This window comes from Rhizobium etli CFN 42 (assembly GCF_000092045.1).
Taxonomy (GTDB): Bacteria; Pseudomonadota; Alphaproteobacteria; order Rhizobiales; family Rhizobiaceae; genus Rhizobium; species Rhizobium etli.
Genome location: NC_007761.1, coordinates 2,323,584 through 2,347,225, shown reverse-complemented (window position 1 = coordinate 2,347,225; position 23,642 = coordinate 2,323,584). Strand labels below are relative to the sequence as shown.

The following is a 23,642-nucleotide window of genomic DNA, read 5'->3' as shown; positions in this document are numbered from 1 at the left end:
TCCTGAGATGATGTGTCAGCGGCGCTATCGGCAGATCGAGGTCCGATGCAAAGCAGATTTACAACAGCGCGACGATTTTTGAGAGTCGCACTCAGTCGCGCTTAATGCTCATCAGCATTTCCCACATGTCGGCGCCGGTCTCGAAGACCGTGGCGTTCGCCTTGTAGCTCTGTTCGGCTTCGAGAAGGTTGGTCAGTTCGGTGGCCGGGTCGACGTCCGACGCCGTCGGGTTGCCGGTCGCCTGGACGCCGCCTGATGCGACAGTGGTGAGGCTGGTGTTCAGCCTTGCGTAGTCAGGCGTGCTGCTATTTGCGACGTTGTTGGCGATCGCGCCGACCCGCGTTGTCTGTGCCCGCACGCCCGAAAGAGCAATGTTGGTAATGCCGGATATGCTCATCAGCCGTTTCCCAGAACTGGATGATCCCCTTTTACCTCCGAGCATTTAGGGAATGCTGAAGGCGTTGCGTTAGCAAAGGCCTACGGGGTGGGCTTTCCGCCGTTCCGCCTGTTTCGGATTGGCGCGAAAGGCCTTTGCTATCGCGACGCCACCCAATCGTGCCAGTCGCTTTCGCTGCCGTTGAAGACGTTGAGGTCGATCTTGCCGTCGACGCCGTCGGAGAGGCCGGAGCCGGAATATTGCCAGAACAGCCACTTGCGGCCGGGATAGACCTTGGAGGGGTGGGCGGCGACCGAGCGCAGCCAGAAGGGATAGTCGAGCATCTGGCCCTTTAAATTGTCGCGGTAGAAATCCGGTGCCGTGTAGATGATCGGGCGCTGACCGTAATGACGCTCGAGCTTGTCCATGAAGACTTGCATCTTTTCCCGGACGCGGGCGGGGGAAATGCGCCGCTTGCAGCTCGATTCGCCGTTCCACTCGACATCGATTACCGGCGGAAGCGCGTTGGCTTCCTTCGGAACGTTGCGGATGAACCAGTCGGCCTGTTCGCCGGCCGTCCGGCACCAGTAGAAGAAGTGATAGGCGCCGTGTTTCAGGCCGGCTTCCTTGGCGCGGCGCCAGTTCTTCCTGAACATCGGATCGAGGTGATCGCCGCCATCCGTCGCCTTGATGTAGACGAAGTTCGCCCCCTGCTGCCTGAGAGTTTCCCAATCGATCTCGCCCTGCCAGCGCGAGACGTCGACGCCATGCACGGCAAGTTTACGCGGTGACGTCCTGCCGAAGTTGATGGGCTTGGCGTCGCGGAAGCGGTGGCTATAAATCCGCGAGCGTGTCGGTGATTTCGGGCCTGGATCCGGGTCAATCCCCGGATTGGCGGGCATCAACATCGCAACCGGCCTTTCCGTCGGCATCGGCATGCCGACCGGTCTTTCCGCCGGCACCAGCGCCTGAGGTTCCGGAACCGGTCCCGTCCAGCTCAATGCTTCCTGCGGCGGGCTTGCCTGCGGGGCGGCGTCGCCAACGGCGGCGGCCGGTATCGGACCGCTCGGCTTCGCGATGGCGTTTGTGGTTTCCTTGGACGGTACAGGGGTGAGCACGTCTTCGGCGCCAGAGCTCGTGGAGCATCCCGACAGGATCACGGCGGCGAGGAGAATTGCTGATACAGCCGATGAACGCATAAGAACCTGCACGCAAAAAAAGATCAACGGCGATGTTTTCGGTATGGAAAACTGCCTATTTTGAATTGCTAACAGAGACTTGCTAAGAAAGGTTAAATTTGAATCCAATGGCGTCAAAGGTGCATTGGTTCATTGCGCCGGTTTCAACCTGCGCAAGGCGGCGTGTTAGCCCTCCCGAACGGTGCGGGAGGGCCGTGCAATTGCTGTTATTCCGCAGCCTCTGCGTAGCTTTCCACCGGCGGGCAGGTGCAGATCAGGTTGCGGTCACCGTAGACATTGTCGACGCGGTTGACCGGAGACCAGTATTTGTCGACGCGGAAGGCGCCGGGCGGGAAGCAGGCCTGCTCACGGCTGTAGGGGCGATCCCATTCGCCGACGAGATCTTCGACCGTGTGCGGGGCGTTCTTCAGCGGGTTGTTAGTCTTGTCCATGCGGCCGTCTTCGATGGCGCGGGCTTCCTCGCGGATCGCCAGCATCGCCTCGCAGAAGCGGTCGAGCTCGGCCTTGGTCTCGCTTTCCGTCGGCTCGATCATCAGCGTGCCGGCGACCGGCCAGCTCATGGTCGGCGCATGGAAGCCGCAGTCGATCAGGCGCTTGGCGACGTCGTCGACGGTGACGCCTGAACTGTCGACCAGCGGCCGGGTGTCGATGATGCATTCGTGCGCCACACGCCCGGTCTTCGACTTGTAGAGCACGTTATAAGCGCCCTTCAGCCGGGTGGCGATGTAGTTGGCGTTGAGGATCGCCACCTTGGTCGCCTGCGTCAGGCCTTCGCCGCCCATCATCAGGCAGTAGCTCCAGGAGATCGGCAGGATCGAGGCCGAGCCGAAGGGCGCGGCCGACACCGCGCCCGGACGGCCGTCGGTCTCGGGATGGCCGGGCAGGTGGGGCGCCAGATGCGCCTTGACGCCGATCGGGCCCATGCCGGGGCCGCCGCCGCCATGCGGGATGCAGAAGGTCTTGTGCAGGTTGAGGTGGGAAACGTCGGAGCCGATGTCACCAGGGCGGGACAGGCCGACCATGGCGTTCATATTGGCGCCATCGAGATAGACCTGGCCGCCGTGCTTGTGCACCAGTTCGCAGATCTCCTTGACCGTCTCCTCGAAGACGCCGTGCGTCGAGGGGTAGGTGATCATGCAGCAGGAGAGATTTGCCGCATGCTCCTCAGCTTTCGCGCGGAAATCCTCCATGTCGATGTCGCCATTCTCGCGCACCTTAACGACGACTACCTTCATGCCGACCATCTGGGCAGAGGCAGGGTTGGTGCCGTGCGCCGAGGTCGGAATCAGGCAGACGTCGCGATGGCCCTCGCCATTGGCGATGTGGTAGTTGCGGATCGTCAAAAGTCCGGCATATTCCCCTTGCGCGCCGGAATTCGGCTGCATCGAGAAGGCGTCGTAGCCGGTGACGGCGCAGAGCTTTTCCGTGAGGTCGTCGAGCATCTCGCGATAACCGAGCGCCTGGTCTGCCGGCACGAAGGGATGAATGTCGGAAAACTCCGGCCAGGTGATCGGCAGCATTTCCGCCGTCGCATTCAGCTTCATCGTGCAGGAGCCGAGCGGGATCATGGCGCGGTCGAGGGCGAGATCCCGGTCGGAGAGCCGGCGGATATAGCGTGTCATCTCGCTCTCTGCCCGGTTCATATGGAAGATCGGATGAGAGAGATATTCGCTGGTCCGAAGCAGGGCCTTCGGCAGGCGGTAGGACGGCTCGAAATCGGCGATAGTGAAATTGCCGCCGAAGGCGCGCCAGACGGCTTCGAGGGTCGCGGGGCGCGTGCGCTCGTCGAGGCTCATGCCGATCTTCGTCTCGCCGACCTTGCGCAGATTGACGCCTTCGGCGACGGCGGCGCGCAGGATGAGGCCCTGCATGTGGCCGACATCGACAGTGATCGTGTCGAAGAAGCTTTCTGGTTCAACCTTATAGCCGAGCTTTTCCAGGCCCTTGGCCATCAGCACGGCCTTCTGGTGGACCTGCTGGGCGATCGCCTTGATGCCATCAGGCCCGTGAAAGACCGCATACATGGAGGCCATGACGGCGAGCAGCACCTGGGCGGTGCAGATGTTCGACGTCGCCTTCTCACGGCGGATATGCTGTTCGCGGGTCTGCAGCGACAGGCGGTAGGCGCGATTGCCGCGGGCATCGACGGACACGCCGACGAGGCGGCCGGGCATGGCGCGCTTGATCGCGTCCCTGACCGCCATAAAGGCTGCATGCGGGCCACCATAGCCGACCGGGACGCCGAAGCGCTGCGAGGAGCCGACGGCGATGTCGGCGCCCATTTCGCCGGGCGATTTCAACAGCGTCAGCGCCAGGATATCGGCCGCGACGACTGATATGGCGCCCGCCTGGTGCAGGCGTGCGATCAGGCCCGTGAAGTCATGCACGTGACCGTGCGTGCCGGGATACTGGAAGATCGCTCCGAAGACGTCGACGGGATCGAGATCGGTGAACGGGTTGCCGACGATGACGCTCCAGCCGAGCGGTTCGGCGCGGGTACGGATGAGGGCAATCGTCTGCGGATGACAATCGGCATCGACGAAGAAAGCCTTCGCCTTCGACTTGGCGACACGCTCGGCCATCGCCATGCCTTCGGCAGCGGCGGTCGCCTCGTCGAGCAGCGAGGCGTTGGCGATATCGAGGCCGGTCAAGTCGCAGACCATCGTCTGGTAATTCAGGAGCGCTTCCAAACGGCCCTGGCTGATCTCCGGCTGATAGGGCGTGTAAGCCGTGTACCAGGCGGGATTCTCCAGGATATTGCGCTGGATGACCGGCGGCGTGATCGTGCCGTAGTAGCCTTGCCCGATCAGCGAGACCAGCACCTTGTTCTTGTTGGCGGTCTCGCGCAGCTTGTCGAGGGCCTCGCGCTCGGTCATCGGCGCGCCCCAGACGAGCGGCGCCTTCTGGCGGATGGCGGGCGGCAGCGTCGCGTCGATCAGCCCCTCGAGGCTATTATAACCGATCACCTTCAGCATCTCGGCCATCTCGGCCGGCGAGGGGCCGATATGACGGCGATTGGCGAAATCGTAGGGCTGATAATCGGTGAACTGGAATTCGGTTGGCGTCGTCATTACGCGGTGAGCTCCTTATAGGCCGCCTCGTCGAGCAGGCCATCGGCGTCCGCGGGATTGGCAAGCTTCAGCTTGAAGAACCAGCCGGCGCCTTGAGGATCGGAATTGACCAGTGACGGATCGGCAACGATGGCCGGATTGACCTCGGTGATCTCGCCGTCAAGCGGACAATAGACGTCCGAAGCGGCCTTGACCGATTCGACGGTCGCGGCATTACCGTTCTTCGAGAAGGTCGCGCCGACTTCCGGCAGTTCGACGAAAACCAGGTCGCCGAGCTGATCAACGGCATAATTGGTGATGCCAACCGTCGCGACGTCGCCTTCGATCTTCAGCCATTCGTGTTCTTCGGTAAATTTCAGCATTGGTCGTCCTCTCTGGAATGCCTTATCGTTTGTAGGTCGGTGTGATGAAGGGCAGGGCGCTGATGGTGACGGGCAGATACTTGCCCCGCACTTCGGCGTAGATGAGCGTGCCGGGCGCCGCATGAGAGACCGGCACGTAGCCCATGGCGACGGGACCATCGACGCTGGGGCCGAAGCCGCCCGAGGTGACTTCGCCGATTTCAGTCTGGCCCTCGGCATCGGCATAGAGCCTAGCATGGCCGCGCACCGGCGCCTTGCCTTCCGGCTTCAGGCCGACACGGCGGCGGGCGGCGCCGTTTTCGAGTTCGGAGAGAATGCGGCCGGAGCCGGGAAAACCGCCGGCGCGGGCGCCGCCGGCGCGGCGCGCCTTCGGCATTGCCCATTCGAGTGCGGCCTCGACCGGCGAGGTGGTGGTGTCGATGTCGTTGCCATAAAGGCAGAGGCCCGCTTCCAAACGCAGCGAGTCACGGGCACCGAGGCCGATCGCCTGGACGTCGGGATGTTCGAGCAACCGCATGGCGACATCCTCGGCCTTGTCCGCCGGGACGGAGATTTCGAAGCCGTCCTCGCCGCTATAGCCGGAGCGCGAGACCAGACAGGAAACGTCGTGCAGGCGGCAGTGGCGCACATCCATGAATTTCATCGCCGCGACATCGGCCCAGAGTTCGGCGAGAACCTCGACCGCGCGCGGCCCCTGCAGCGCGATCAAGGCGCGGTTCAGGAGGGTGATGTCGCACTGGTCGCTGATATGGGCGCGCAAATGGGCGAGGTCAGCATCCTTGCAGGAGGCGTTGACGACGACAAAGAGATGGTCGTCGAGATGGGTGATCATCAGATCGTCAAGAATGCCCCCGGTGTCGTCGGTGAAGAAGCCGTAGCGCTGACGGCCTTCGGCAAGGCCGAGGATGTCGACCGGAACCAGGCTTTCGAGCGCCAGCGCCGCATCCTCATAGTGGCCCGACTTCGCCTTCACGATGACCTGGCCCATATGGGAGACGTCGAAGAGGCCGGCCTCGGTGCGGGTGTGAAGATGTTCCTTCATGACGCCGGCGGGATATTGCACCGGCATGTCATAACCGGCAAACGGCACCATTCGGGCGCCGAGCTGGAGATGCAGGGCATGCAGCGGGGTTTTCTTGAGGGCAGCAGTATCGTCCAAACGACGCCTCCGGGGTTTGCGCCTCGTTGCGAAGGCGCGGGCTCAAATCTGAAGGCGCGGCTGCGCGCTTCTCTTCTGAGCCCCCTCTGTCCTTGACGCCTGAGATTGTTATCCCTTCGGCGAGCGTTTCGAGAACGCTTCTCTCCAGAGTTCCGTCTGCCCCTTGCTGGTCCTTTGGCCTGAGAGTTTCCGGGGCGGTTGCTCCTTCGGCACCGGTGGCGAAAGCACCGGATTCTCCCAACAGGGTTGGCCGCAATTATCCGGCGAGCGCAGCGCTTGGCAAGGCCAAATGTCGTGACCTGACAAATTTTTGTCGCCATAGTCAGGGAAGGGCACGATCTGCGGCAAATCTGCTTTTGCAATCCGCGCGGAAACGGGCTATCGCGACATGGTGGTGAAGGGGATCTCATGCGGCGGACAGGACTGAAAGCGACGTTCTTGCTGCGCATGCTTTGCGCCTTGGGCCTGCTTTTGCTCGGATTCGTCCATCAAGCACCGCAGGCTATCGCTTCCGATGGTTATGATGCCGCGGCCCACATGCTGCCGGATGGCACCTTTGCCTCGCTCTGCGTCACCGTGAAGGAGGCCGAAGGCACGACTGTCGGTTTCAAGCCGAATTGCGAAGCCTGCCGACTGTCTGCGTCGGTGATTCTGCCGATACCGGAAGCGTGTTCGTGGCTCGAGCGCAAGCTCGCCTCGCTCGCCAATGCCCCGATCGAGGCCGCAGCAGTCGCTGGCGTCAGCGCCGTCAGCCGGGCAAATTCGCGTGCGCCTCCTTCCCTCATCTGATCTGCCTCCGCAACCTAAGACGCAGAATGCCGGTTCGCCCAAAGAAGATCGCGGCCGGCGAGGAGATATCCGATGAAAACAATCAAGACTTTCGCGCTTGCCGCGGTTCTTTCCGCAACCGCCTTCGCCGGCGCCGAGGCGCATGTCAGCTTCCTCGACCGCGAGGTGCCGCTGGACACCACGTTTCTCGCCACGCTGCAGGTGCCGCATGGCTGCGATGGCAAGGCGACCACCGAAGTGCGGGTGAAACTGCCGGAAGGTTTCGTCTTCGCCAAGCCGCAGCCAAAGGCCGGCTGGGAGCTCGAAGTGATCAAGGGCGACTACCAGAAGACCTACGACAATCATGGCGACAAGGTGAAGACGGGCGCCGTCGAGATCCGGTGGAAGAACGGCAATCTTTCTGATGATTTCTACGATACCTTCGTCATCCAGGGGAAGGTTTCGGACGTCGAAGCCGGCAGCTCGCTTGCCTTTCCGGTGACGCAGCTCTGCGGCGATGCGGTCACGGCCTGGGATCAGGTGGCAACGGCTGGCGGCGATGCGCATGAGCTGAAAAGCCCGGCACCGCTGCTGAAAGTCGTTGCCGGCGAAGATCATGGCCACGACCATGACGACATGGCTGGGATGAGCATGCCCGGCATGGACGCGACCGGCAAAGCCGGCATGGACACGACCGGCAAAGCCGGCATGGACATGTCCGCCATGGGGGCTGCGTCGCCGGGCGGGGATACGGTCAGGGCCGGCGACCTTGAAATCTCCGGCGCCTTCGCCAAGGCGATGCTGCCCGGCCAGCCGGTCGGCGGCGGCTTTTTCACGGTGAAGAACAACGGCAAGACGGATGATCGCCTGGTATCGGTGTCTTCCCCGGTGGCCGGTGAGGTTCAGATTCACGAGATGGCTACGAAGGACAATGTCATGCGGATGCGCCAGCTGAAGGATGGCGTCGCCATTGCCGCGGGCGGGACCCTAAAGCTCGAGCCTGGCAACCTGCATCTGATGTTCCAGAAGGTGAAGACGCCGTTCAAGCAGGGCGACACGGTGCCGGTGACGCTGACCTTCGAGAAAACAGGCAAGGTGGATCTGGCGCTGCAAGTGCTTTCGGCTCAGGGCAAGTAAGCTCTGACTCGCTAAACCGAAAAGCCCGCAATGCGGATCGCAATGCGGGCTTTTCAGCGGAAAGGCGATTACCTAGACGTCTTCGTAGGACTGCAGCGCCTGCTTGAGGCCGGCCTGCGGCTGACGGTTGCCCTTCTCCATCAGGTCGAGCGCCACTTCGGTCGACTGGATGATGCTGGCGGGATCGTCGATTCCCTCGCTGCCTTCGGCCTTCAACTGTCGGTCGGCGAGACGGCGCGCATCGCGGGCGGCGGTGCTCGTGGCGACGCGCTGCGGTATTCTCAGCGTTTCCAGGGCGATGGCGGCGGTGCTTGCCGAAATGGACAGGAGCTGGGTCATGCCGGCACAGTATCGAACAGGATCTTTGCGCGGGCATAAGAAAGTCGCTGGCATTTTACTGAATTTAAAGAATTTAGTCCGTCACGATCGGATGCGCTCTCGAACTCGGATATCCCGCCCATGATCCAGGCTCTCCTCGTCGCCGTCGGCGGCGCCATCGGTTCCGTCCTCAGATATTTTGTCGGCCAATGGGCGCTGAGGCTCATGGGGCCCGCCTTTCCCTGGGGGACTCTCGCCGTCAATGTCGTCGGCTGCTTCGTCATCGGTGTCTTTGCCGAACTGGTCACGCGGAAGTTCAACGCATCGGTGGAACTGCGCCTGCTGCTGATCACCGGTTTTCTCGGCGGCTTCACCACCTTCTCGGCTTTCTCACTCGACGCCATCTCGCTCTTCGAACGAGGCGAGGCGGTCGCCGGCGGCATCTACATAGCAGCCAGCGTCGGCCTTTCGATGGCGGCAGTGTTCGCGGGCCTCGCCATCATGCGCGCTTTGGTCTGATTCCGGTTTCCGTTTTGCATGAAAATGCTCTAAGGCTGCGGCAAGAACGCCGGCTTGGCCCGCGCTGCAATTTCCGAAAGACTATTCATGGCTGGCATAGAACATATAAAGGTTGAACTCGACGAGGCGGGCATGCGGCTCGATCGCTGGTTCAAGGTGCATTTTCCCGGGCTCGGCTTCGGTCCGCTGCAGAAGCTGCTGCGCTCCGGCCAGGTGCGTGTCGACGGCGGCCGTGTCAAATCGGATGCGCGCGTGCAGCCCGGCCAGATGGTGCGCGTGCCGCCGCTCGATGTCGATGCAAAGCTGAAATCCGGGCCGATCGCCGGCAAGGATCTCAAGCATTCCAGCGATTTCGAACTCCTGTCGCGCATGGTGCTGCATGAGGACGAAAAGGTGATCGTTCTCAACAAGCCGCCTGGGCTTGCGGTGCAGGGCGGCTCGGGCGTGGCCAGGCATATCGACCAGATGCTCGAAGCCTGGATCAGCCCCAAGGGCGAGAAGCCGCGGCTCGTCCACCGCCTCGACCGCGACACGTCGGGCGTTCTCGTCATCGCCCGCACCCGCGGCGCAGCCCAGAAACTGACGGCTGCCTTCCGCGAGCGCGACACCAAGAAGACCTACTGGTCACTGGTCAAGGGCGTGCCGCGCAAGCACGAGGACAAGATCTCGACCTGGCTCGTCAAGGAACCGACCGCCGATGGTGACCGGATGCGGATTGCCAAGCACGGCGAGGACGGGGCTGACCATGCCGTCTCCTATTACCGCGTCGTCGAGACGGCAGCCCAGCGTCTCGCATGGCTGGAAATGGAGCCCTATACGGGGCGCACGCATCAGCTTCGTGTTCATGCCTTGCACATCGGCCATCCGATCATCGGCGATCCCAAATATTTCGACGATGATCCGAACTGGGATTTTCCGGGTGGCATCCAGAAGCGCCTGCATCTGCACGCCCGCCATATCGATATCCCGCATCCCTCGGGCGGACGGCTGCGCGTCACCGCGCCTTTGCCGCCGCATATGGTGCAGAGCTGGAACCTGCTCGGCTTTGATGAAAACTCAGCTCCCATCCGGGACGATGAAGCATGAAACTTGCGCTTTTTGATTGCGACGGCACGCTGGTCGACAGTGCGGGGCTAATCCACGAAACCATGCGCCGCACCTTCGCGAAGTTCGGGAAGGCGGAGCCTCGATTTGACGACACCAAGGCCATTATCGGCCTGTCGCTGGATATCGCGATCGCCCGGATGCAGGGCAGGCCGCATGTCGAGCAGGACGACATCGACATGACGGCGCATTACAAATCGCTGTTTACCGTCGTTCGCCAGGATCTCGACTACCGAGAGCCGCTGTTTCCCGGCATTCGCGAGATGATCGACGCCATCAGCCGCCGCGAGGACCTGCTGATCGGGGCGGTGACCGGCAAGTCCCGGCGCGGGCTGAACCTCGTGATGGAGAAGCACGGCTTCGACCAGCATTTTGTCGTTGCGCGCACCGCCGACGACTGCCCCTCCAAGCCGCATCCGGCCATGGTGACGGAATGCTGCGACGAAACCGGGATGAATGCCGCCGATACCATTGTCATTGGCGACGCGGTTTACGATATGCAGATGGCAAAGGCTGCCGGCGCAAAAGCGATCGGTGTTGCCTGGGGCTATGCCAGCGTGGATGAGCTGATCGCCAACGGCGCCGATGCGATCGCCTACCATCCGAACGAGATATTGCGCCATTTTTCCTGAGGTGAGCCCATGCGCGATCTGCTGAACGATCTTTCGGAAGGCCTGAGCCATCCCGATCCCATCCGCCGCGCGCAGATCCAGATGAAGAAGCCGCTGCCGAAGCGCTTCTATGCCGAGGTCGCCGTCGCCGACCACGAGGGCGGTTTTGCGATCACCCTCGACGGTAAGATGGTCCGCACGCCGGCACGGCAGGTTCTTGCCGTTCCCACAGAGGCGCTTGCACAGCTTGTCGCCGCCGAATGGCAGGCCCAAGGCCAGGAGATCGATCCCGTGACCATGCCGGTGACGCGGCTCGTCAACACCGCGCTCGACGGCGTGGCCACCAATGCGCAGGCGATCTTCGAAGACATCCTGCGCTTTTCCTCGAGCGACCTCCTTTGCTACCGCGCAGACGGCCCCGAACTGCTGGTCGAGCGCCAGAGGGAGCGCTGGGATCCGGTTATCGACTGGGCGGCAAATGATCTGGGCGCCCGCTTCATCCTCATTGAAGGGGTGATGCACCACGAACAGCCGCGCGAGGCGACCGCAGCCTTTGGCGTCACGCTGGCGCGGCATCAGGGCCCGATGGCGCTCGCCGCGCTCCACACCATCACGACGCTGACCGGCTCGGCGATCCTGGCACTCGCCTTCGCCGAGGGCCGGCTAACGGTCGAAGAGGTGTGGTCGCTTGCGCATCTCGACGAGGACTGGACGATCGAGCATTGGGGACGCGACGAGGAAGCGGAGGAGCGACGGGCCAAGCGCTATGCCGAGTTCAAGGCAGCAGCGGACGTTTTTTTCGCCCTAAGCACCTGAAACATATTGCCTTCCCAGACATTATGACGAAATCTGCGACTCCAACAGGGTGGTGCGGGATTTTGCGATGAATTGGCTGAGGTCGTGTTTTTGCCGGACCGTGCTCGTCTGTATCGCGCTCACGGCCTGCGTCAGCCTCTCGGCCAACAAGCCGGCGGCGCCGCTCTATGATGTGCGCAGCGCCGTCGTTCTCTCCGGCCCGAACATCCCGGCCGAGCTGCTTGCCGGGATCAACGACCGCGTCAATGCGGCCATCAATGCCACGGTGCGTGATACCGTGCTGCCGCGGGTGGTGCTGACGATCCGGGTGGTTTCCATCCAGAAAGGCCTCGGTTTCCAAAAGGACCGCAACGTCGCCAAGATCAGCGTCGACGCGGCTTCGGTCGAGGACGGCTCGGTGATCGCCGTCAGCGCCTTCGACGTGACCAGTATCGCAGCCGATCCGAAACTTGCCGACGACATCGTGGCCGAGGATGTAGCAGCCAGGATACGCTCGGTTTTCTCGCTCAGCGGACGCAACCGCTAGCGCATATCGACCGCGAGAGCGGCGAGGGGAGATCGCATGAAGGAAATTCTCGAAGAACTGGAGCGCCGCCGCGGCATAGCCCGCCTTGGCGGCGGCAAGGCGCGTATCGAGGCTCAGCATAAGCGCGGCAAGCTGACCGCCCGCGAGCGCATCGACCTCTTCCTCGACGAAGGCTCCTTCGAAGAGTTCGACATGTTCGTCGAGCACCGCTCGACCGATTTCGGCATGGATAAGAGCCGAATCGCCGGCGACGGAGTCGTTACCGGCTGGGGCACGGTCAACGGCCGCACGGTTTTCGTCTTCGCCAAGGATTTCACCGTCTTCGGCGGCTCGCTTTCGGAAGCACATGCCGAGAAGATCATGAAGGTGCAGGACATGGCGCTGAAGAACCGCGCTCCGATTGTCGGCATCTACGATGCCGGCGGCGCTCGAATCCAGGAAGGTGTGGCGGCCCTCGGTGGTTATGCGGAAGTCTTCCAGCGCAATGTGCTTGCCTCGGGCGTCATTCCGCAGATCTCGGTGATCATGGGTCCCTGTGCCGGCGGCGACGTCTATTCGCCCGCCATGACCGATTTCATCTTCATGGTGCGCGACACCTCCTATATGTTCGTCACCGGCCCCGATGTGGTGAAAACCGTCACCAACGAGACAGTGACGGCCGAAGAGCTCGGCGGCGCCGTTGTGCATACGGTGCGCTCGTCGATTGCCGACGGCGCCTACGACAATGACGTCGAAACGTTGCTGCAGGTGCGCCGGCTGATCGATTTCCTGCCGCTTTCCAACAGCGCGCCGCTGCCGGAGATCGAATGTTACCAGTCGGTGACCGAGATCGACATGTCGCTCGACACGCTGGTGCCGGCGAGCGCCAACAAACCTTATGATATCAAGGAACTGATCCGGAAGGTGGCGGACGAGGGGGATTTCTTCGAGATCCAGGAGAGCTTCGCCAAAAACATCGTCTGCGGCTTCGGCCGCGTCGAAGGCTCGACTGTCGGTTTCGTCGCCAACCAGCCGATGGTGCTGGCCGGCGTGCTCGACAGCGACGCCTCGCGCAAGGCGGCGCGCTTCGTGCGCTTCTGCGACTGCTTCAACATACCAATCGTCACCTTCGTCGACGTCCCCGGCTTCCTGCCGGGCACGGCGCAGGAATATGGCGGTCTCATCAAGCATGGCGCCAAGCTGCTCTTCGCTTATGCCGAAGCGACGGTGCCGAAGCTCACCGTCATAACCCGCAAGGCCTTCGGCGGCGCCTATGACGTGATGGCGTCAAAGCATCTGCGTGGCGACCTCAACTATGCCTGGCCGACGGCGCAGATCGCCGTGATGGGCGCCAAGGGCGCGGTCGAGATCATCTTCCGCAAGGATATCGCCGATCCGGAGAAGATCGCTGCCCATACGAAAATGTACGAGGACAGGTTCCTGTCGCCCTTCGTCGCTGCTGAGCGCGGTTATATCGACGAGGTGATCATGCCGCATTCGACGCGGCGGCGGCTGGCGCGTGGTCTGAAGATGCTGCGCAACAAGGATCTCGCCAATCCCTGGAAAAAACACGACAATATCCCGCTCTGATGTCTGGCCGCTTGTTGCCTGCTGTCGAAAAAGTGAACGGCCGTCAGTGATCCGTGTGTTCAATCCTTTTGGAGGACGGGCTAACGCTCGGCTGCAATTGTTTTAATGGAGAGGTTAATGTCAACTTTCGAGCGTCTTTCCGCCTATCGCCCCTATGGGCTGGCCGCTCTCAGAATCATCACCGCGCTGTTGTTCATCGAACATGGCACGATGAAGCTTTTCGCCTTCCCGGCTGCGCAGATGCCAGGTCCGCTGCCGCCGTTGATGCTTTTTGCGGCGCTTCTTGAGCTTGTCGGCGGACTCCTTATCCTGGTCGGCCTGTTGACGCGACCAGTGGCCTTTCTGCTGGCCGGCCAAATGGCGGTCGCTTATTTCATGGCGCATGCGCCAAACAGCTTCTTCCCGGCGATCAACCAGGGCGACGCCGCCATCCTGTTCTGCTTCGTCTTCCTCTACCTGTTCTTCTCCGGTCCTGGCGCTTTTGCCGTCGATAATCGCAAGCCGATTTGAAATCGATATTGATCGCGGGGCGCTTCGGCGCCTCGCAGCATTTTCGGGATCAGGCCGTGAGCTTGAGGCCGGCGATGCCCGCGACGATTAGTGTGATGCAGGCAAGACGGGAGACGTTTGCCGCATCACCGAGCAGCCAAATGCCGAGGAGCACGGTGCCGACCGTGCCGATGCCGGTCCAGACCGCATAGGCGGTGCCGATCGGCAGGTGTTTCACGGCCAGGCCGAGCAGGACGACGCTCACGACCATGGAAATGAGGGGCAGCGCCGTCGGCAGCGGCCGCGTGAAACCCTCAGTGTATTTAAGGCCGATTGCCCAGCCACATTCGAAAAGACCAGCGAGAAAAAGCAGAAACCAGGCCATACGCCTCTCCTTGTTCAAGAGCGAGGCCGTCCCCGCGACAGTTGCATCCTCCGGACGCCGCAGTCGTCTGCGATAGTGCCTATATCAGTGAGGGAACGGCTGTCTTCAAGGTAGGAATCGGCACTACTGCCATGCCACCCGTTTCCTGCCGCCTCCGGAAGAAGTTATGGCCGGCCGCCGGTCTCACCGGCAAGGCTCTTGGCGCGGCGGCAGAGGCGATCGAAGGTTTCGAGAAAACGCGAGCGGTCCTTCGGGCTGAAGGAGGCATTGTAGCCCTTGCTTTCGCCGGTTTCGCGCAAATGCGCACCGAGATCGCGCATGGCGCTCGCCATGCCGATATTGGTCTCGTCGAAGACACGTCCGGTTGGACCGCTGACGAAAGCGCCGGTCGCGACGCAGCGCACGGCGAGCGGCACGTCAGCAGTGACGACGACGTCGCCCGCGCCGGCACGCTCGGCGATCCAGTTGTCGGCGGCATCGAAGGCGTTGGAAACGATGACGTTGCGGACCATCGGATCACGGGACGGGCGCAGGCCGGAATTGGCGACGAAGGTGACTTCGAGGCCGTGGCGTTCGGCAACCTTTAGGACTTCCGGCTTCACCGGACAGGCATCAGCGTCGACATAGATCATGGCGGTGTCCTCATGCCGGCTGAATGGCCGGCTGTCTGATCATATCGATATGCGGAATGCCATCTTCCAGATATTCCTGCGACGTCCCGACAAAGCCGAAGGATTCGTAGAAGCGGCGCAGATGAGCCTGCGCCGACAAGGCGATCGGATTTGCCGGATAAAGCCGTTCACAGGCGGTGATTGATTCGCGCATCAATGCATCGCCCAGACGTTTGCCGCGATGGGCAGGCGAGACGACGACACGGCCGATCTTTGACGGGTCCTGCGGCTCATGTGGTTTCAGGATCCGCGCCGCCGCCAGGAGGTCACCGCCCTCCAGCAGTCGCAGATGCAGGGCATCGATGTCCTTGCCGTCGAGCTCCGGATAGGGACAGTTCTGCTCGACGACGAAGACATCGACCCGCATTCGAAGGAGGTCGTAGAGCTCCCGCGCTGGGAGCTCATCGAAATGCCTGAGATCGGCTCGGTAGTTGGCTGCCGCCATCAGTACACCACCACGCCGCGGATGCTTTCGCCCTTGTGCATCAGCTCGAAGCCCGTGTTGATGTCTTCGAGCGGCATGGTGTGGGTGATCATCGGATCGATCTGGATCTTGCCCTGCATGTACCAGTCGACGATCTTCGGCACGTCGGTGCGGCCGCGCGCGCCGCCGAAGGCGGTGCCCATCCAGTTGCGGCCGGTCACCAGCTGGAACGGCCGCGTCGAGATTTCCTGGCCGGCGCCGGCAACCCCGATGATGACCGATTTGCCCCAGCCGCGATGGGAGGCTTCCAGCGCCTGGCGCATCACCTTGGTATTGCCGGTGCAGTCGAAGGTGTAGTCGGCGCCGCCGATCAGGTCGCCGCCCCGCTTGGTCATGTTGACCAGATAGGGAACGATGTCGTCGCCGACCTCCTTCGGATTGACGAAATGCGTCATGCCGAACTTCTCGCCCCAGGCCTTGCGATCCGGGTTGATATCGACGCCGATGATCATGTCGGCGCCGGCAAGCCGCAGACCCTGCAGCACGTTGAGGCCGATGCCGCCGAGGCCGAAGACGATCGCCGTCGATCCGACCTCCACCTTGGCGGTGTTGATGACGGCGCCGATGCCTGTGGTGACGCCGCAGCCGATGTAGCAGACCTTGTCGAAGGGGGCGTCGGGATTGATCTTGGCGAGCGCGATCTCCGGCAGCACCGTGTAATTGGCAAAGGTCGAGCAGCCCATATAGTGATGGATCTTGTCCTTGCCGATCGAAAAGCGCGAGGTGCCGTCCGGCATCACGCCCTGGCCCTGGGTGGCGCGGATGGCGGTGCAGAGATTGGTCTTGCGGGACGTGCAGGAATAACACTCGCGGCATTCCGGCGTGTAAAGCGGAATGACATGGTCGCCCTTCTTGACCGAGGTCACACCCGGGCCGACGTCGACGACGATGCCGGCGCCCTCATGGCCGAGGATGGCCGGGAACAGGCCTTCCGGATCGGCGCCCGAGAGGGTGAAATCATCGGTGTGGCAGATGCCGGTCGCCTTGACCTCCACCAGCACTTCGCCGGCCTTCGGGCCGTCGAGCTGCACGGTCATCACTTCGAGCGGTTTTCCGGCCTGCGTGGCCACGGCGGCGCGTACGTCCATCTTTCGATCTCCCTGATTTTCTCTGTTCTTGATTGCCTATATCCGGGCAAGCTTGGCATGGCCGGCGAGGCCGGCTCAAGCGAATTCCATGATCACCGCATCGACGGCCAGACTTTCGCCGGCCGCGGCATTGATCTTCGAGACGACGAGATCGCGCTCGGCGCGCAAGACGTTTTCCATCTTCATCGCCTCGACGATGGCAAGCGTCTCACCGGCCTTGACCTCCTGGCCCTCGGCGACCGCGATGGACACGACGAGGCCGGGCATCGGGCAGAGCAGGAGCCTAGAAGTATCCGGCGGCAGCTTCACCGGCATCAGCCTGTCGAGTTCCGCATGGCGCGGCGAAAAGACCTTGGCGATCACCGACAGTCCCTGCCAGTCGATGCGCAGGCCGTTGAGGACGGGACGAATCTGCGCGGCAATATCCTGGTCGCCGACCCTGCCGCTCCAGACCGGATCACCCGGTCTCCAATCGGTGACAATGCTCCGGCTTTCGCCCTCGATCTCCATCTCCATATCGAAAGGAATGGTGACGAGGCTATCGAGCAATCTGACAGCGACGTAGCTGCCTCCTGTTTTTACCACCCAATGCTCCCGCAGCGTGGCCGATGCGGCGCGCAGGCGATCGGCGAAACGTTCGCGGCGGTTCGCTTCGATGAGCGAGGCAGACAGCGCGATTGCGGCAAGCGTGGCTTCCTCCTGCCGGTCCGGCGTCATCGGCGCGAAACCGTCAGGATATTCCTCGGCAATGAAACCGGTGGAAAGCCGGCCCTCGCGCCAGCGCGGGTGTTTCATCAGCGCCGACAGGAAGGGAACATTGTGCTCGATGCCATCGACGACGAAGCCATCCAGCGCCCGGCCCATGGCCTCGATCGCCTCGCTGCGCGTCGGCGCCCAGGTGCAGAGCTTGGCGATCATCGGGTCGTAATACATCGAGATCTCGGCGCCCTCGAAGACGCCAGTATCGTTGCGCACGACAATGTTGCCGCTCCTGCCTTCCGCCGGCGGGCGGTAGCGCGTCAGGCGGCCGATCGAAGGCAGGAAGTTGCGGTATGGATCTTCGGCATAGAGCCGGCTTTCGATCGCCCACCCATCGAGCCTGACAGCCTCCTGGCCGAAGCCAAGCGGCTCTCCCGCGGCGATGCGGATCATCTGCTCGACGAGATCGATGCCGGTGACGAGTTCGGTCACGGGATGCTCGACCTGAAGGCGGGTGTTCATTTCGAGGAAATAGAAGTTGCGGTCGCGGTCGACGATGAATTCGACCGTGCCGGCGCTCTGGTAGTCGACGGCCTTCGCCAGCGCCACCGATTGTTCGCCCATGGCCTTGCGGGTCTTTTCGTCGAGGAAAGGTGAGGGTGCCTCTTCCGCGACCTTCTGGTTCCGCCGCTGGATCGAGCATTCTCGCTCGCCGAGATAGACGACGTTGCCATGCGCATCGGCCAGCACCTGGATCTCGATATGGCGCGGCTCAACGACGAATTTCTCGATGAAGACGCGGTCGTCGCCGAAGGAGCTCTTCGCCTCGGAGCGGGCGCGCTCGAAGCCGTCACGCACCTCGGCCTCGTTCCAGGCAATGCGCATGCCCTTGCCGCCGCCGCCGGCAGACGCCTTGATCATGACCGGATAGCCAATCCCGCCAGCGATCGTTTCCGCATGCGCGGCGTCCTCGATGACGCCGAGATGGCCGGGCACGGTGAAGACGCCAGCCGCATTGGCGAACTTCTTCGATTCGATCTTGTCGCCCATCGCCATGATGGCCTTCGGCTTCGGGCCGATGAAGACGATGCCCTGCTTTTCCAGCTCGGCGCAGAAAGAGGCGCGCTCGGAGAGAAATCCGTAACCGGGATGCACGGCCTCGGCGCCGGTCGCCTTGCAGGCGGCGATTATCTTATCGGCGACCAGATAGCTTTCCGACGCTGCGGCGGGGCCGATATGGACGGCCTCGTCGGCCATTTCGACATGCAGCGCATCCCGATCCGCATCCGAATAGACCGCAACGGTCGAAATGCCCATGCGGCGCGCCGTCTTGATCACGCGGCAGGCGATCTCGCCGCGGTTCGCGATCAGGATTTTCTTGAACATCGAGACTCCACCCAGAAATGCGTTCCGGAGTTTTACGCATAAAACAAAGGAACGCACAATCGGGCTTGGAGCCGGCACGCAGGAGACGTGGGATGACGTCGCGAAATGTCAGGCGACGGCGGCTTCCGCGACGGATTCCTCGTCGACGATGCGCAGCCAGCGGCTGCGCCGCGGTTCCGGTCGATCGCGCAGCGTGACGGCGGCCATGATCCCAGCCCAGTGAGGATGGTTGGCGCCTGGCAGCGTTGCCTGCTCGATCTGCTGGAGGACGCCATATTCGGCCGGCGACACAGCGATGACGCCGCCTGCGGCGATGCTTCTGAAGATGCGCATCGCAAAATCGACGTCCTGGCGTGTGATGTTCTTGCGGTCGATGGCGCGCGATAGCTTGTAGCCGCCGATGCCGTCGGTGATCGCCAGGCGAAGCTGGTCGAGGGCAAGCGCTCTCAATTCGCCCGGGACATCGGTCGAAATCTCCATGACGTGGAGAATGAGCTCGAGCTCCAGCGCCGAGTTGACGACGCCGTCAGTCGTGAACATGCGCATGATCCAGGCAACGTTGATTTCATCAAGCGAGCCCTGCGGATAGGTGTAATGGACAACGAAGCCGGCGATCTGCTCCACGAAGAAGGCGTTCCACTCGGCACATTTTTCGGGACAGGAATTGTTGAGCGCCAACATTGCAACGACATCCTGGGATGTCCGGATCCCCTCGGGGAATGCATGTTTACGCAGCAGCACGATATCTTCGGCCGTCAGCCGATGCTTGCCGGCCACGACACAGGCCGGAAAAGCGAGACGGAATTCGCTCATGTTTTAACTCCAGGCTTCGTCATGAAGCCGGAAACAGTTTTTAGCGGTCGCGAATTGACGATCCCTCAAGAAGGGGAGTTAACCCGATGTTGCGGATATCAGGACGATTTTAGCGATCGCGCCTGCAGCCGTTCGCGCCAGATGATGAAGAGGCCTGATGCAACGATGATGCAAATGCCGATCCATTTGGAAAAGCTCGGAAAGTCGTTGAACAGCGCATAGCCGAGCACGGTGGCCGAGATGATCTCGAAATATTGGAACGGCGCAAGCAGCGACAGCGGTGCAAGCCGGAAAGCTCGCACCACCAGCATATGCGCATATCCTGAGATCGAACCGAGGGCGAGAAGCAGCGCAAGACCGAGGCCGGAGGAGGGCAGCGAAATGGTGAAATCGGCATTGCCCGCACCGCTGCCGACGAGAAGGGCGGCTGCCATGAAGATCGTTCCGCCGATGCCGGCCATGGTCTGCATGGTGAGCGGCGAGTCGGCCTCGCCGATGGCGCGATTGAGGAAAAGATAGAGCGAGAAGAGAAAGGCGCAGGCCACCGGCAGCAGCGCCTTCAAGCCGAAAATCTCGTAACTCGGCTGAATGACGATCATCGCGCCGCCGAAACCGACGACGATCGCCATCCAGCGCCGCCAGCCGACCTTCTCTCCGAGAAACAGGGCCGACAGGCCGGTGAGCATGAAGGGCTCGACGAAATAGATGGCAAAGACGTCGGCCAGCGGCATGTATTTGACGGCGACGAAGAAAAGCAGGCTCGCAGCCCCGTGCAACATGCCACGCAGCAGATTCATCCACGGTCGTCTTGCCGAAAACGCCTTGAGCCCAAAAAGGGCGAAGAGAATCGGCAGCGTGCAGGCGATCTGGAAGAAAAAGCGATAGAAGGTGATCTGACCGGGCGACATCGATTCGAAGGTCGCCATATATTTGGCGATGGCATCCATGGTCGGCAGGATGAACATGGCGCCGGACATGATGGCCATGCCCTGCAGGGAGTTTTGATGGGGCTCTGACATGGCTGCCGATTCTCGAGGGGAACGGCGCCCATCAATCATGTGAAACCGGGCAAATCAAGCCGCTAAACCCGGGAAGCGGTCAGGCGTCATTCGTCGTTTCACCAAAAACCGTCTCGAAAGCGGCGCGCAGCCGGATGTCGACGTCCGCCATCATGACGGGAAGGCCGAGGTCGACGAGGCTGGTGACGCCATAGGTCGATATCCCGCACGGCACGATGCCGCTGAAATGATCGAGATCGGGATCGACGTTGAGCGACAAGCCGTGAAAGGTCACCCATTTGCGCAGCCGGATGCCGAGGGCGGCGATCTTGTCTTCAGCCATCGTGCCGTCTGGCAGCAACGGCTTTTCCGGGCGGCGGACCCAGACGCCGACACGATCCTCGCGCCGCTCGCCGCGCACGTTCATCATGTCGAGCGTGCGGATGACGACCTCCTCGAGGGCGGCGACGAAGGCGCGCACGTCCTGGCGCCTGCGCTTCAGGTCGAGCATGACATAGGCGACGCGCTGACCAGGTCCGTGATAGGTATATTCACCGCCGCGTCCCGTCGCAAAAACCGGAAAGCGATCCGGCTGGACGAGGTCGCTCGCATTGGCGCTGGTGCCGGCGGTATAGAGCGGCGGATGCTCGACCAGCCAGACAAGCTCGTCGCCTCCTTCCCCGATCGCCGCCACCTCGCGCTCCATCATCTCCACCGCCGCCTCATAGGCGACGAGCCCATCGGCGATGCGCCAGCGCACCGGGCGGGTGCCGAGTTTCGGGAGCATGGAGAATTCGAGATCGGTGCGAAGCATGGCCATTCCTTGCCGCCTGTCCCGAAATGCCTGACGAAATAGGGGCGGCAGGCAACCTATATGGACCCGTTTTCCGGCCAATTCAAATGCTGTGAAAGGTTTTCAAAAAAACTGTCATATCGCCCTTGTGCACCCCAAATGCTTTTGCTACATGCTGCCCCGCCGACGCAAATCGGCACCTACCACGATGCGGTCGTGGCGGAATTGGTAGACGCGCAGCGTTGAGGTCGCTGTGGGGCAACCCGTGGAAGTTCGAGTCTTCTCGACCGCACCAGATTATTTAAAAAACCCTCGTGAGCGCTTGGTTCCACGAGGTTTTTTTATGTCTCCATTTTCCCAGATTACGCAAGCGTCCCGCTGTGCCGGAAGTCAGGCGTTCGCGGCCACTACCGCATACCTGAAGAGAAAAAAGGGCCGACTGCGGCCCTTTCGTTCCGATCGCGTGTTAACCCGATCAATGCGTTGCGCGGCAGGCCTCAGTGCGCGAGGCGCCGCTGTCGGCACCTTTCGTATGGGAGCCGCGGGGTCCAACCATGCTGTGGCACGGGGGCAGGGGCTTGATGCTCGCGGTCGCCGTCTTGTCGACAGCGGGCCCCGCCATGGCGGTCGGGGCGAAGCCGTCGCTGTCATTGGTGTAGTCGCTAGAATAGGCTGGAGCCTTGTGGTTGTTGCTATAGTGCACGGCAGCAGGCGGCGCCATCTTCGAGGGCGCAAAGCCATCGCTGTCGTTGGTATAATCATCGGAATAAGTCGGCTGGGCGAAGGCCGCGCCGGCAAGGCTGACGGCAAACAGGGATGCGGCGAGGGCAAATTTGATGCGCATGGTTCTTCTCCTCAATTTGTTGTTGCATTCAACAACATAAACCATCCCCGGCGGATAAGATTTCGCGCGTCAATTGAGGCAACATTGTGAACGAAGCTGGCCGCTTCATTGCCTTTTGTTCAAATGAAATCACGGTGTTGTCAACGAACGTGACGTTCCCGTTACGGCAGCCGCCCAACTAAACAGCCGGCGGACTGCCTGCTTCTGCTGCAATTGGAAATTGTTAACTTTTGGTAATGTGAGGCCGTGCCTGGACGGGAGGCGACGCCGCCCCCCTAATCATCGGGCGCCATGATCAGTCTTCGTTCGGGATATGGGCGTCAACCCCAGTCAGCTGCAGCTTGTTGCGCACGTGGTGGACGCCCTCGACCGAAAGCGCGCCGAGCTCGACCTTGCGGGCAATGCCGATCGTCTCGACCGAGCCTTCGAGGGTGACGACGTGACCATCCGCATGAACCTCGATACTGTTGATATCGACCTCGGGAATGTTTTCGAGAGCGTCGTTCACCCGCGCCTCGAGCTCGTCGCTTTCATCGCGATCGATCAGACCAGCGCGCAACGAATCCTTCAGACGATTCTCGTTGCCGTTTTGGTCTGTGCCATCGACTCGGAAACCGGTATTGGAATCGCTGTCAAAATTTGCCGCGGTCTCGCCATAGGGGCGGTTTGCCGGGTCGCTGGCAGCAGCGCCATCGGCATAAGGCCAGCCGTCGTCGAGGTTGCGTTCTTCGAGGTCGCGATAGTCTTCTTCACGGGAAAGCTCGGGGGCCTCGCGTGAAATCGGGGTCTTGTCACCGATCCTTGCCATTTTAGTCGCTCCTAGTTTCTCTCGGAACAACGCCGACAGGGGCGAATGGTTCGGCGTGGCGGGCGATTTGTCAGCCTTGGTTTTTCTCCCATTTCTTGACGAGGCGTTCGCGTTTCAGCCGCGAAAGCCGCTGCAGCCAGAAGATACCGTCGAGCTGGTCGACCTCGTGCTGAACGCAGATGGCGAGGAAACCTTCGGCGGCCTTCTCATGCACGATGCCGCCAGCATCCTGATAGCGAAAGCGGATCGCCCGTGGGCGTGTGACCTCTTCGGTCGCACCGGGCATGGAAACGCTGCCTTCGGCATGGCTGATCGTCTCCTGCGACCTCCAGGTAATCTGCGGATTGACGTAGAGGCGCACACCGTCGGCCCTGTCGAGCTCCAGCACCGTCACACGGAGTAAGACGCCGATGTGGGCGGCGGTGATGCCGACGCCGGGGGCTGCGCGCATCGTCGCCAGCAGGTCTTCGGCAAGCGCGGCCAGCGACGCATCGAAGGCCGTCACCGGTTGGCAGACGGTTTTCAAGCCCGGATGCGGATAACGCAGGATCGGACGGACGGGCATGAAGCGGGCTCCCCTCTCTTTGAACGGCGGAAACTATCGCCGGCCGCAGACATTGTCATCACGAAGCACGGTTGGCGCTTTACG

Annotated in this window: 26 protein-coding genes, 1 tRNA gene and 1 riboswitch; of the genes, 10 read left to right on the top strand and 17 right to left on the bottom strand. The window is 62.0% G+C overall.

Going from position 1 to position 23,642, the window contains the following annotated elements; genetic code table 11:
- Positions 1-91 precede the first annotated feature (91 nt).
- The 5 genes from RHE_RS11480 to gcvT all read right to left on the bottom strand — a co-directional run bounded on the left by RHE_RS11480 (position 92) and on the right by gcvT (position 6,167).
- A complete protein-coding gene (locus RHE_RS11480) occupies positions 92-397 on the bottom strand; it encodes a flagellar basal body rod C-terminal domain-containing protein (RefSeq protein ID WP_011425506.1) in 306 nt (101 codons plus the stop codon).
- A 137-nt stretch (positions 398-534) separates the two neighbouring features.
- Positions 535-1,575: a glycoside hydrolase family 25 protein gene (locus RHE_RS11475; protein WP_011425505.1), complete on the bottom strand. Its 1,041-nt coding sequence runs from the start codon at positions 1,573-1,575 to the stop codon at positions 535-537.
- Between the two features lie 206 nt (positions 1,576-1,781).
- Positions 1,782-4,646 carry an aminomethyl-transferring glycine dehydrogenase gene (gcvP, locus tag RHE_RS11470; protein WP_011425504.1) on the bottom strand — a complete coding sequence of 955 codons (2,865 nt, stop codon included), beginning with the start codon at positions 4,644-4,646 and terminating at the stop codon, positions 1,782-1,784.
- Entirely contained in the window at positions 4,646-5,008 is a 363-nt protein-coding gene (gene gcvH, locus RHE_RS11465; RefSeq protein WP_011425503.1) for a glycine cleavage system protein GcvH, read from the bottom strand. The genes gcvP and gcvH overlap by 1 nt, the downstream gene beginning before the upstream one ends.
- A gap of 22 nt (positions 5,009-5,030) precedes the next feature.
- Positions 5,031-6,167 carry a glycine cleavage system aminomethyltransferase GcvT gene (gene gcvT, locus RHE_RS11460; protein WP_011425502.1) on the bottom strand — a complete coding sequence of 379 codons (1,137 nt, stop codon included), beginning with the start codon at positions 6,165-6,167 and terminating at the stop codon, positions 5,031-5,033.
- Between the two features lie 157 nt (positions 6,168-6,324).
- Positions 6,325-6,417, bottom strand: a riboswitch (glycine riboswitch).
- A gap of 158 nt (positions 6,418-6,575) precedes the next feature.
- Here gcvT and RHE_RS11455 point away from each other — a divergent pair.
- Together RHE_RS11455 and RHE_RS11450 are read left to right on the top strand one after the other, a co-directional pair.
- The gene (locus RHE_RS11455) at positions 6,576-6,956 is read left to right on the top strand and encodes a hypothetical protein (RefSeq protein WP_011425501.1); all 381 of its coding nucleotides are present in this window, start codon (positions 6,576-6,578) and stop codon (positions 6,954-6,956) included.
- Positions 6,957-7,028: 72 nt separating this feature from the next.
- On the top strand, positions 7,029-8,072 hold the full coding sequence (locus RHE_RS11450; RefSeq protein WP_011425500.1) for a copper chaperone PCu(A)C: 1,044 nt from the start codon (positions 7,029-7,031) through the stop codon (positions 8,070-8,072).
- Positions 8,073-8,144: 72 nt separating this feature from the next.
- Here the strand turns inward: RHE_RS11450 and RHE_RS11445 are convergent, their stop codons facing one another.
- Positions 8,145-8,411 carry a hypothetical protein gene (locus RHE_RS11445; protein WP_042118520.1) on the bottom strand — a complete coding sequence of 89 codons (267 nt, stop codon included), beginning with the start codon at positions 8,409-8,411 and terminating at the stop codon, positions 8,145-8,147.
- Positions 8,412-8,531: 120 nt separating this feature from the next.
- Here RHE_RS11445 and crcB point away from each other — a divergent pair, with 120 nt between their 5' ends.
- The 7 genes from crcB (at position 8,532) to RHE_RS11410 (ending at position 14,045) form a co-directional block, all read left to right on the top strand.
- Complete coding sequence (gene crcB / locus RHE_RS11440) at positions 8,532-8,909, top strand: fluoride efflux transporter CrcB (RefSeq protein WP_011425498.1); 378 nt, start codon at positions 8,532-8,534, stop codon at positions 8,907-8,909.
- 87 nt (positions 8,910-8,996) lie between these two features.
- Positions 8,997-9,995 carry an RluA family pseudouridine synthase gene (locus RHE_RS11435; RefSeq protein ID WP_042118517.1) on the top strand — a complete coding sequence of 333 codons (999 nt, stop codon included), beginning with the start codon at positions 8,997-8,999 and terminating at the stop codon, positions 9,993-9,995.
- The gene (locus RHE_RS11430) at positions 9,992-10,645 is read left to right on the top strand and encodes an HAD-IA family hydrolase (protein WP_011425496.1); all 654 of its coding nucleotides are present in this window, start codon (positions 9,992-9,994) and stop codon (positions 10,643-10,645) included. The genes RHE_RS11435 and RHE_RS11430 overlap by 4 nt, the downstream gene beginning before the upstream one ends.
- A 9-nt stretch (positions 10,646-10,654) precedes the next feature.
- Positions 10,655-11,440, top strand: a complete 786-nt coding sequence (locus tag RHE_RS11425; RefSeq protein WP_011425495.1) for an ATP12 family chaperone protein — start codon at positions 10,655-10,657, stop codon at positions 11,438-11,440.
- Positions 11,441-11,507: 67 nt separating this feature from the next.
- The gene (locus tag RHE_RS11420; RefSeq protein WP_011425494.1) at positions 11,508-11,966 is read left to right on the top strand and encodes a calponin homology domain-containing protein; all 459 of its coding nucleotides are present in this window, start codon (positions 11,508-11,510) and stop codon (positions 11,964-11,966) included.
- A 36-nt stretch (positions 11,967-12,002) separates the two neighbouring features.
- Positions 12,003-13,535, top strand: coding sequence for an acyl-CoA carboxylase subunit beta (locus RHE_RS11415; RefSeq protein ID WP_011425493.1), 1,533 nt, complete (start codon positions 12,003-12,005; stop codon positions 13,533-13,535).
- Positions 13,536-13,652: 117 nt separating this feature from the next.
- Positions 13,653-14,045, top strand: a complete 393-nt coding sequence (locus RHE_RS11410; RefSeq protein WP_011425492.1) for a DoxX family protein — start codon at positions 13,653-13,655, stop codon at positions 14,043-14,045.
- Positions 14,046-14,094: 49 nt separating this feature from the next.
- Here RHE_RS11410 and sugE read toward each other — a convergent pair whose 3' ends face one another.
- From sugE to lipB, 8 genes are all read right to left on the bottom strand, one after another.
- Positions 14,095-14,409, bottom strand: a complete 315-nt coding sequence (sugE, locus tag RHE_RS11405) for a quaternary ammonium compound efflux SMR transporter SugE (protein ID WP_011425491.1) — start codon at positions 14,407-14,409, stop codon at positions 14,095-14,097.
- A gap of 164 nt (positions 14,410-14,573) precedes the next feature.
- Complete coding sequence (locus tag RHE_RS11400) at positions 14,574-15,041, bottom strand: YaiI/YqxD family protein (RefSeq protein ID WP_011425490.1); 468 nt, start codon at positions 15,039-15,041, stop codon at positions 14,574-14,576.
- A gap of 10 nt (positions 15,042-15,051) precedes the next feature.
- Positions 15,052-15,525: a GNAT family N-acetyltransferase gene (locus tag RHE_RS11395; RefSeq protein WP_042118515.1), complete on the bottom strand. Its 474-nt coding sequence runs from the start codon at positions 15,523-15,525 to the stop codon at positions 15,052-15,054.
- Positions 15,525-16,652: an S-(hydroxymethyl)glutathione dehydrogenase/class III alcohol dehydrogenase gene (locus tag RHE_RS11390; RefSeq protein WP_011425488.1), complete on the bottom strand. Its 1,128-nt coding sequence runs from the start codon at positions 16,650-16,652 to the stop codon at positions 15,525-15,527. The genes RHE_RS11395 and RHE_RS11390 overlap by 1 nt, the downstream gene beginning before the upstream one ends.
- A gap of 75 nt (positions 16,653-16,727) precedes the next feature.
- Positions 16,728-18,737: an acetyl-CoA carboxylase biotin carboxylase subunit gene (locus RHE_RS11385; protein WP_011425487.1), complete on the bottom strand. Its 2,010-nt coding sequence runs from the start codon at positions 18,735-18,737 to the stop codon at positions 16,728-16,730.
- Between the two features lie 108 nt (positions 18,738-18,845).
- On the bottom strand, positions 18,846-19,550 hold the full coding sequence (locus RHE_RS11380) for a hypothetical protein (RefSeq protein ID WP_011425486.1): 705 nt from the start codon (positions 19,548-19,550) through the stop codon (positions 18,846-18,848).
- Between the two features lie 98 nt (positions 19,551-19,648).
- Positions 19,649-20,569, bottom strand: a complete 921-nt coding sequence (locus tag RHE_RS11375; RefSeq protein ID WP_011425485.1) for a DMT family transporter — start codon at positions 20,567-20,569, stop codon at positions 19,649-19,651.
- A 79-nt stretch (positions 20,570-20,648) separates the two neighbouring features.
- Positions 20,649-21,368, bottom strand: coding sequence for a lipoyl(octanoyl) transferase LipB (gene lipB / locus RHE_RS11370; protein ID WP_011425484.1), 720 nt, complete (start codon positions 21,366-21,368; stop codon positions 20,649-20,651).
- A 183-nt stretch (positions 21,369-21,551) separates the two neighbouring features.
- On the opposite strand from lipB, the gene RHE_RS11365 reads away from it, so the two are divergent.
- Positions 21,552-21,636: transfer RNA gene (locus RHE_RS11365), tRNA-Leu, on the top strand.
- A gap of 180 nt (positions 21,637-21,816) precedes the next feature.
- Here the strand turns inward: RHE_RS11365 and RHE_RS11360 are convergent.
- The 3 genes from RHE_RS11360 to RHE_RS11350 form a co-directional block, all read right to left on the bottom strand.
- Positions 21,817-22,185, bottom strand: coding sequence for a hypothetical protein (locus RHE_RS11360; protein ID WP_011425483.1), 369 nt, complete (start codon positions 22,183-22,185; stop codon positions 21,817-21,819).
- Between the two features lie 295 nt (positions 22,186-22,480).
- Entirely contained in the window at positions 22,481-22,993 is a 513-nt protein-coding gene (locus RHE_RS11355) for a BON domain-containing protein (RefSeq protein ID WP_011425482.1), read from the bottom strand.
- A 70-nt stretch (positions 22,994-23,063) separates the two neighbouring features.
- Entirely contained in the window at positions 23,064-23,558 is a 495-nt protein-coding gene (locus RHE_RS11350; RefSeq protein WP_011425481.1) for a peptide deformylase, read from the bottom strand.
- Positions 23,559-23,642 lie beyond the last annotated feature (84 nt).

What these genes read in the sequence shown, in the direction of transcription:
- crcB (WP_011425498.1), top strand. Translation starts at nt 8,532, where the DNA reads ATGATCCAGGCTCTCCTCGTCGCCGTCGGCGGCGCCATCGGTTCCGTC.
- RHE_RS11350 (WP_011425481.1), bottom strand. Translation starts at nt 23,558, where the DNA reads ATGCCCGTCCGTCCGATCCTGCGTTATCCGCATCCGGGCTTGAAAACC.
- gcvP (WP_011425504.1), bottom strand. Translation starts at nt 4,646, where the DNA reads ATGACGACGCCAACCGAATTCCAGTTCACCGATTATCAGCCCTACGAT.
- RHE_RS11450 (WP_011425500.1), top strand. Translation starts at nt 7,029, where the DNA reads ATGAAAACAATCAAGACTTTCGCGCTTGCCGCGGTTCTTTCCGCAACC.
- sugE (WP_011425491.1), bottom strand. Translation starts at nt 14,409, where the DNA reads ATGGCCTGGTTTCTGCTTTTTCTCGCTGGTCTTTTCGAATGTGGCTGG.
- RHE_RS11420 (WP_011425494.1), top strand. Translation starts at nt 11,508, where the DNA reads ATGAATTGGCTGAGGTCGTGTTTTTGCCGGACCGTGCTCGTCTGTATC.
- RHE_RS11425 (WP_011425495.1), top strand. Translation starts at nt 10,655, where the DNA reads ATGCGCGATCTGCTGAACGATCTTTCGGAAGGCCTGAGCCATCCCGAT.
- RHE_RS11395 (WP_042118515.1), bottom strand. Translation starts at nt 15,525, where the DNA reads ATGGCGGCAGCCAACTACCGAGCCGATCTCAGGCATTTCGATGAGCTC.
- RHE_RS11435 (WP_042118517.1), top strand. Translation starts at nt 8,997, where the DNA reads ATGGCTGGCATAGAACATATAAAGGTTGAACTCGACGAGGCGGGCATG.
- RHE_RS11415 (WP_011425493.1), top strand. Translation starts at nt 12,003, where the DNA reads ATGAAGGAAATTCTCGAAGAACTGGAGCGCCGCCGCGGCATAGCCCGC.
- RHE_RS11445 (WP_042118520.1), bottom strand. Translation starts at nt 8,411, where the DNA reads ATGACCCAGCTCCTGTCCATTTCGGCAAGCACCGCCGCCATCGCCCTG.
- RHE_RS11475 (WP_011425505.1), bottom strand. Translation starts at nt 1,575, where the DNA reads ATGCGTTCATCGGCTGTATCAGCAATTCTCCTCGCCGCCGTGATCCTG.
- RHE_RS11385 (WP_011425487.1), bottom strand. Translation starts at nt 18,737, where the DNA reads ATGTTCAAGAAAATCCTGATCGCGAACCGCGGCGAGATCGCCTGCCGC.
- RHE_RS11355 (WP_011425482.1), bottom strand. Translation starts at nt 22,993, where the DNA reads ATGGCAAGGATCGGTGACAAGACCCCGATTTCACGCGAGGCCCCCGAG.
- RHE_RS11455 (WP_011425501.1), top strand. Translation starts at nt 6,576, where the DNA reads ATGCGGCGGACAGGACTGAAAGCGACGTTCTTGCTGCGCATGCTTTGC.
- RHE_RS11480 (WP_011425506.1), bottom strand. Translation starts at nt 397, where the DNA reads ATGAGCATATCCGGCATTACCAACATTGCTCTTTCGGGCGTGCGGGCA.
- RHE_RS11430 (WP_011425496.1), top strand. Translation starts at nt 9,992, where the DNA reads ATGAAACTTGCGCTTTTTGATTGCGACGGCACGCTGGTCGACAGTGCG.
- RHE_RS11400 (WP_011425490.1), bottom strand. Translation starts at nt 15,041, where the DNA reads ATGATCTATGTCGACGCTGATGCCTGTCCGGTGAAGCCGGAAGTCCTA.
- gcvH (WP_011425503.1), bottom strand. Translation starts at nt 5,008, where the DNA reads ATGCTGAAATTTACCGAAGAACACGAATGGCTGAAGATCGAAGGCGAC.
- RHE_RS11380 (WP_011425486.1), bottom strand. Translation starts at nt 19,550, where the DNA reads ATGAGCGAATTCCGTCTCGCTTTTCCGGCCTGTGTCGTGGCCGGCAAG.
- RHE_RS11360 (WP_011425483.1), bottom strand. Translation starts at nt 22,185, where the DNA reads ATGCGCATCAAATTTGCCCTCGCCGCATCCCTGTTTGCCGTCAGCCTT.
- RHE_RS11410 (WP_011425492.1), top strand. Translation starts at nt 13,653, where the DNA reads ATGTCAACTTTCGAGCGTCTTTCCGCCTATCGCCCCTATGGGCTGGCC.
- RHE_RS11390 (WP_011425488.1), bottom strand. Translation starts at nt 16,652, where the DNA reads ATGGACGTACGCGCCGCCGTGGCCACGCAGGCCGGAAAACCGCTCGAA.
- RHE_RS11375 (WP_011425485.1), bottom strand. Translation starts at nt 20,569, where the DNA reads ATGTCAGAGCCCCATCAAAACTCCCTGCAGGGCATGGCCATCATGTCC.
- lipB (WP_011425484.1), bottom strand. Translation starts at nt 21,368, where the DNA reads ATGGCCATGCTTCGCACCGATCTCGAATTCTCCATGCTCCCGAAACTC.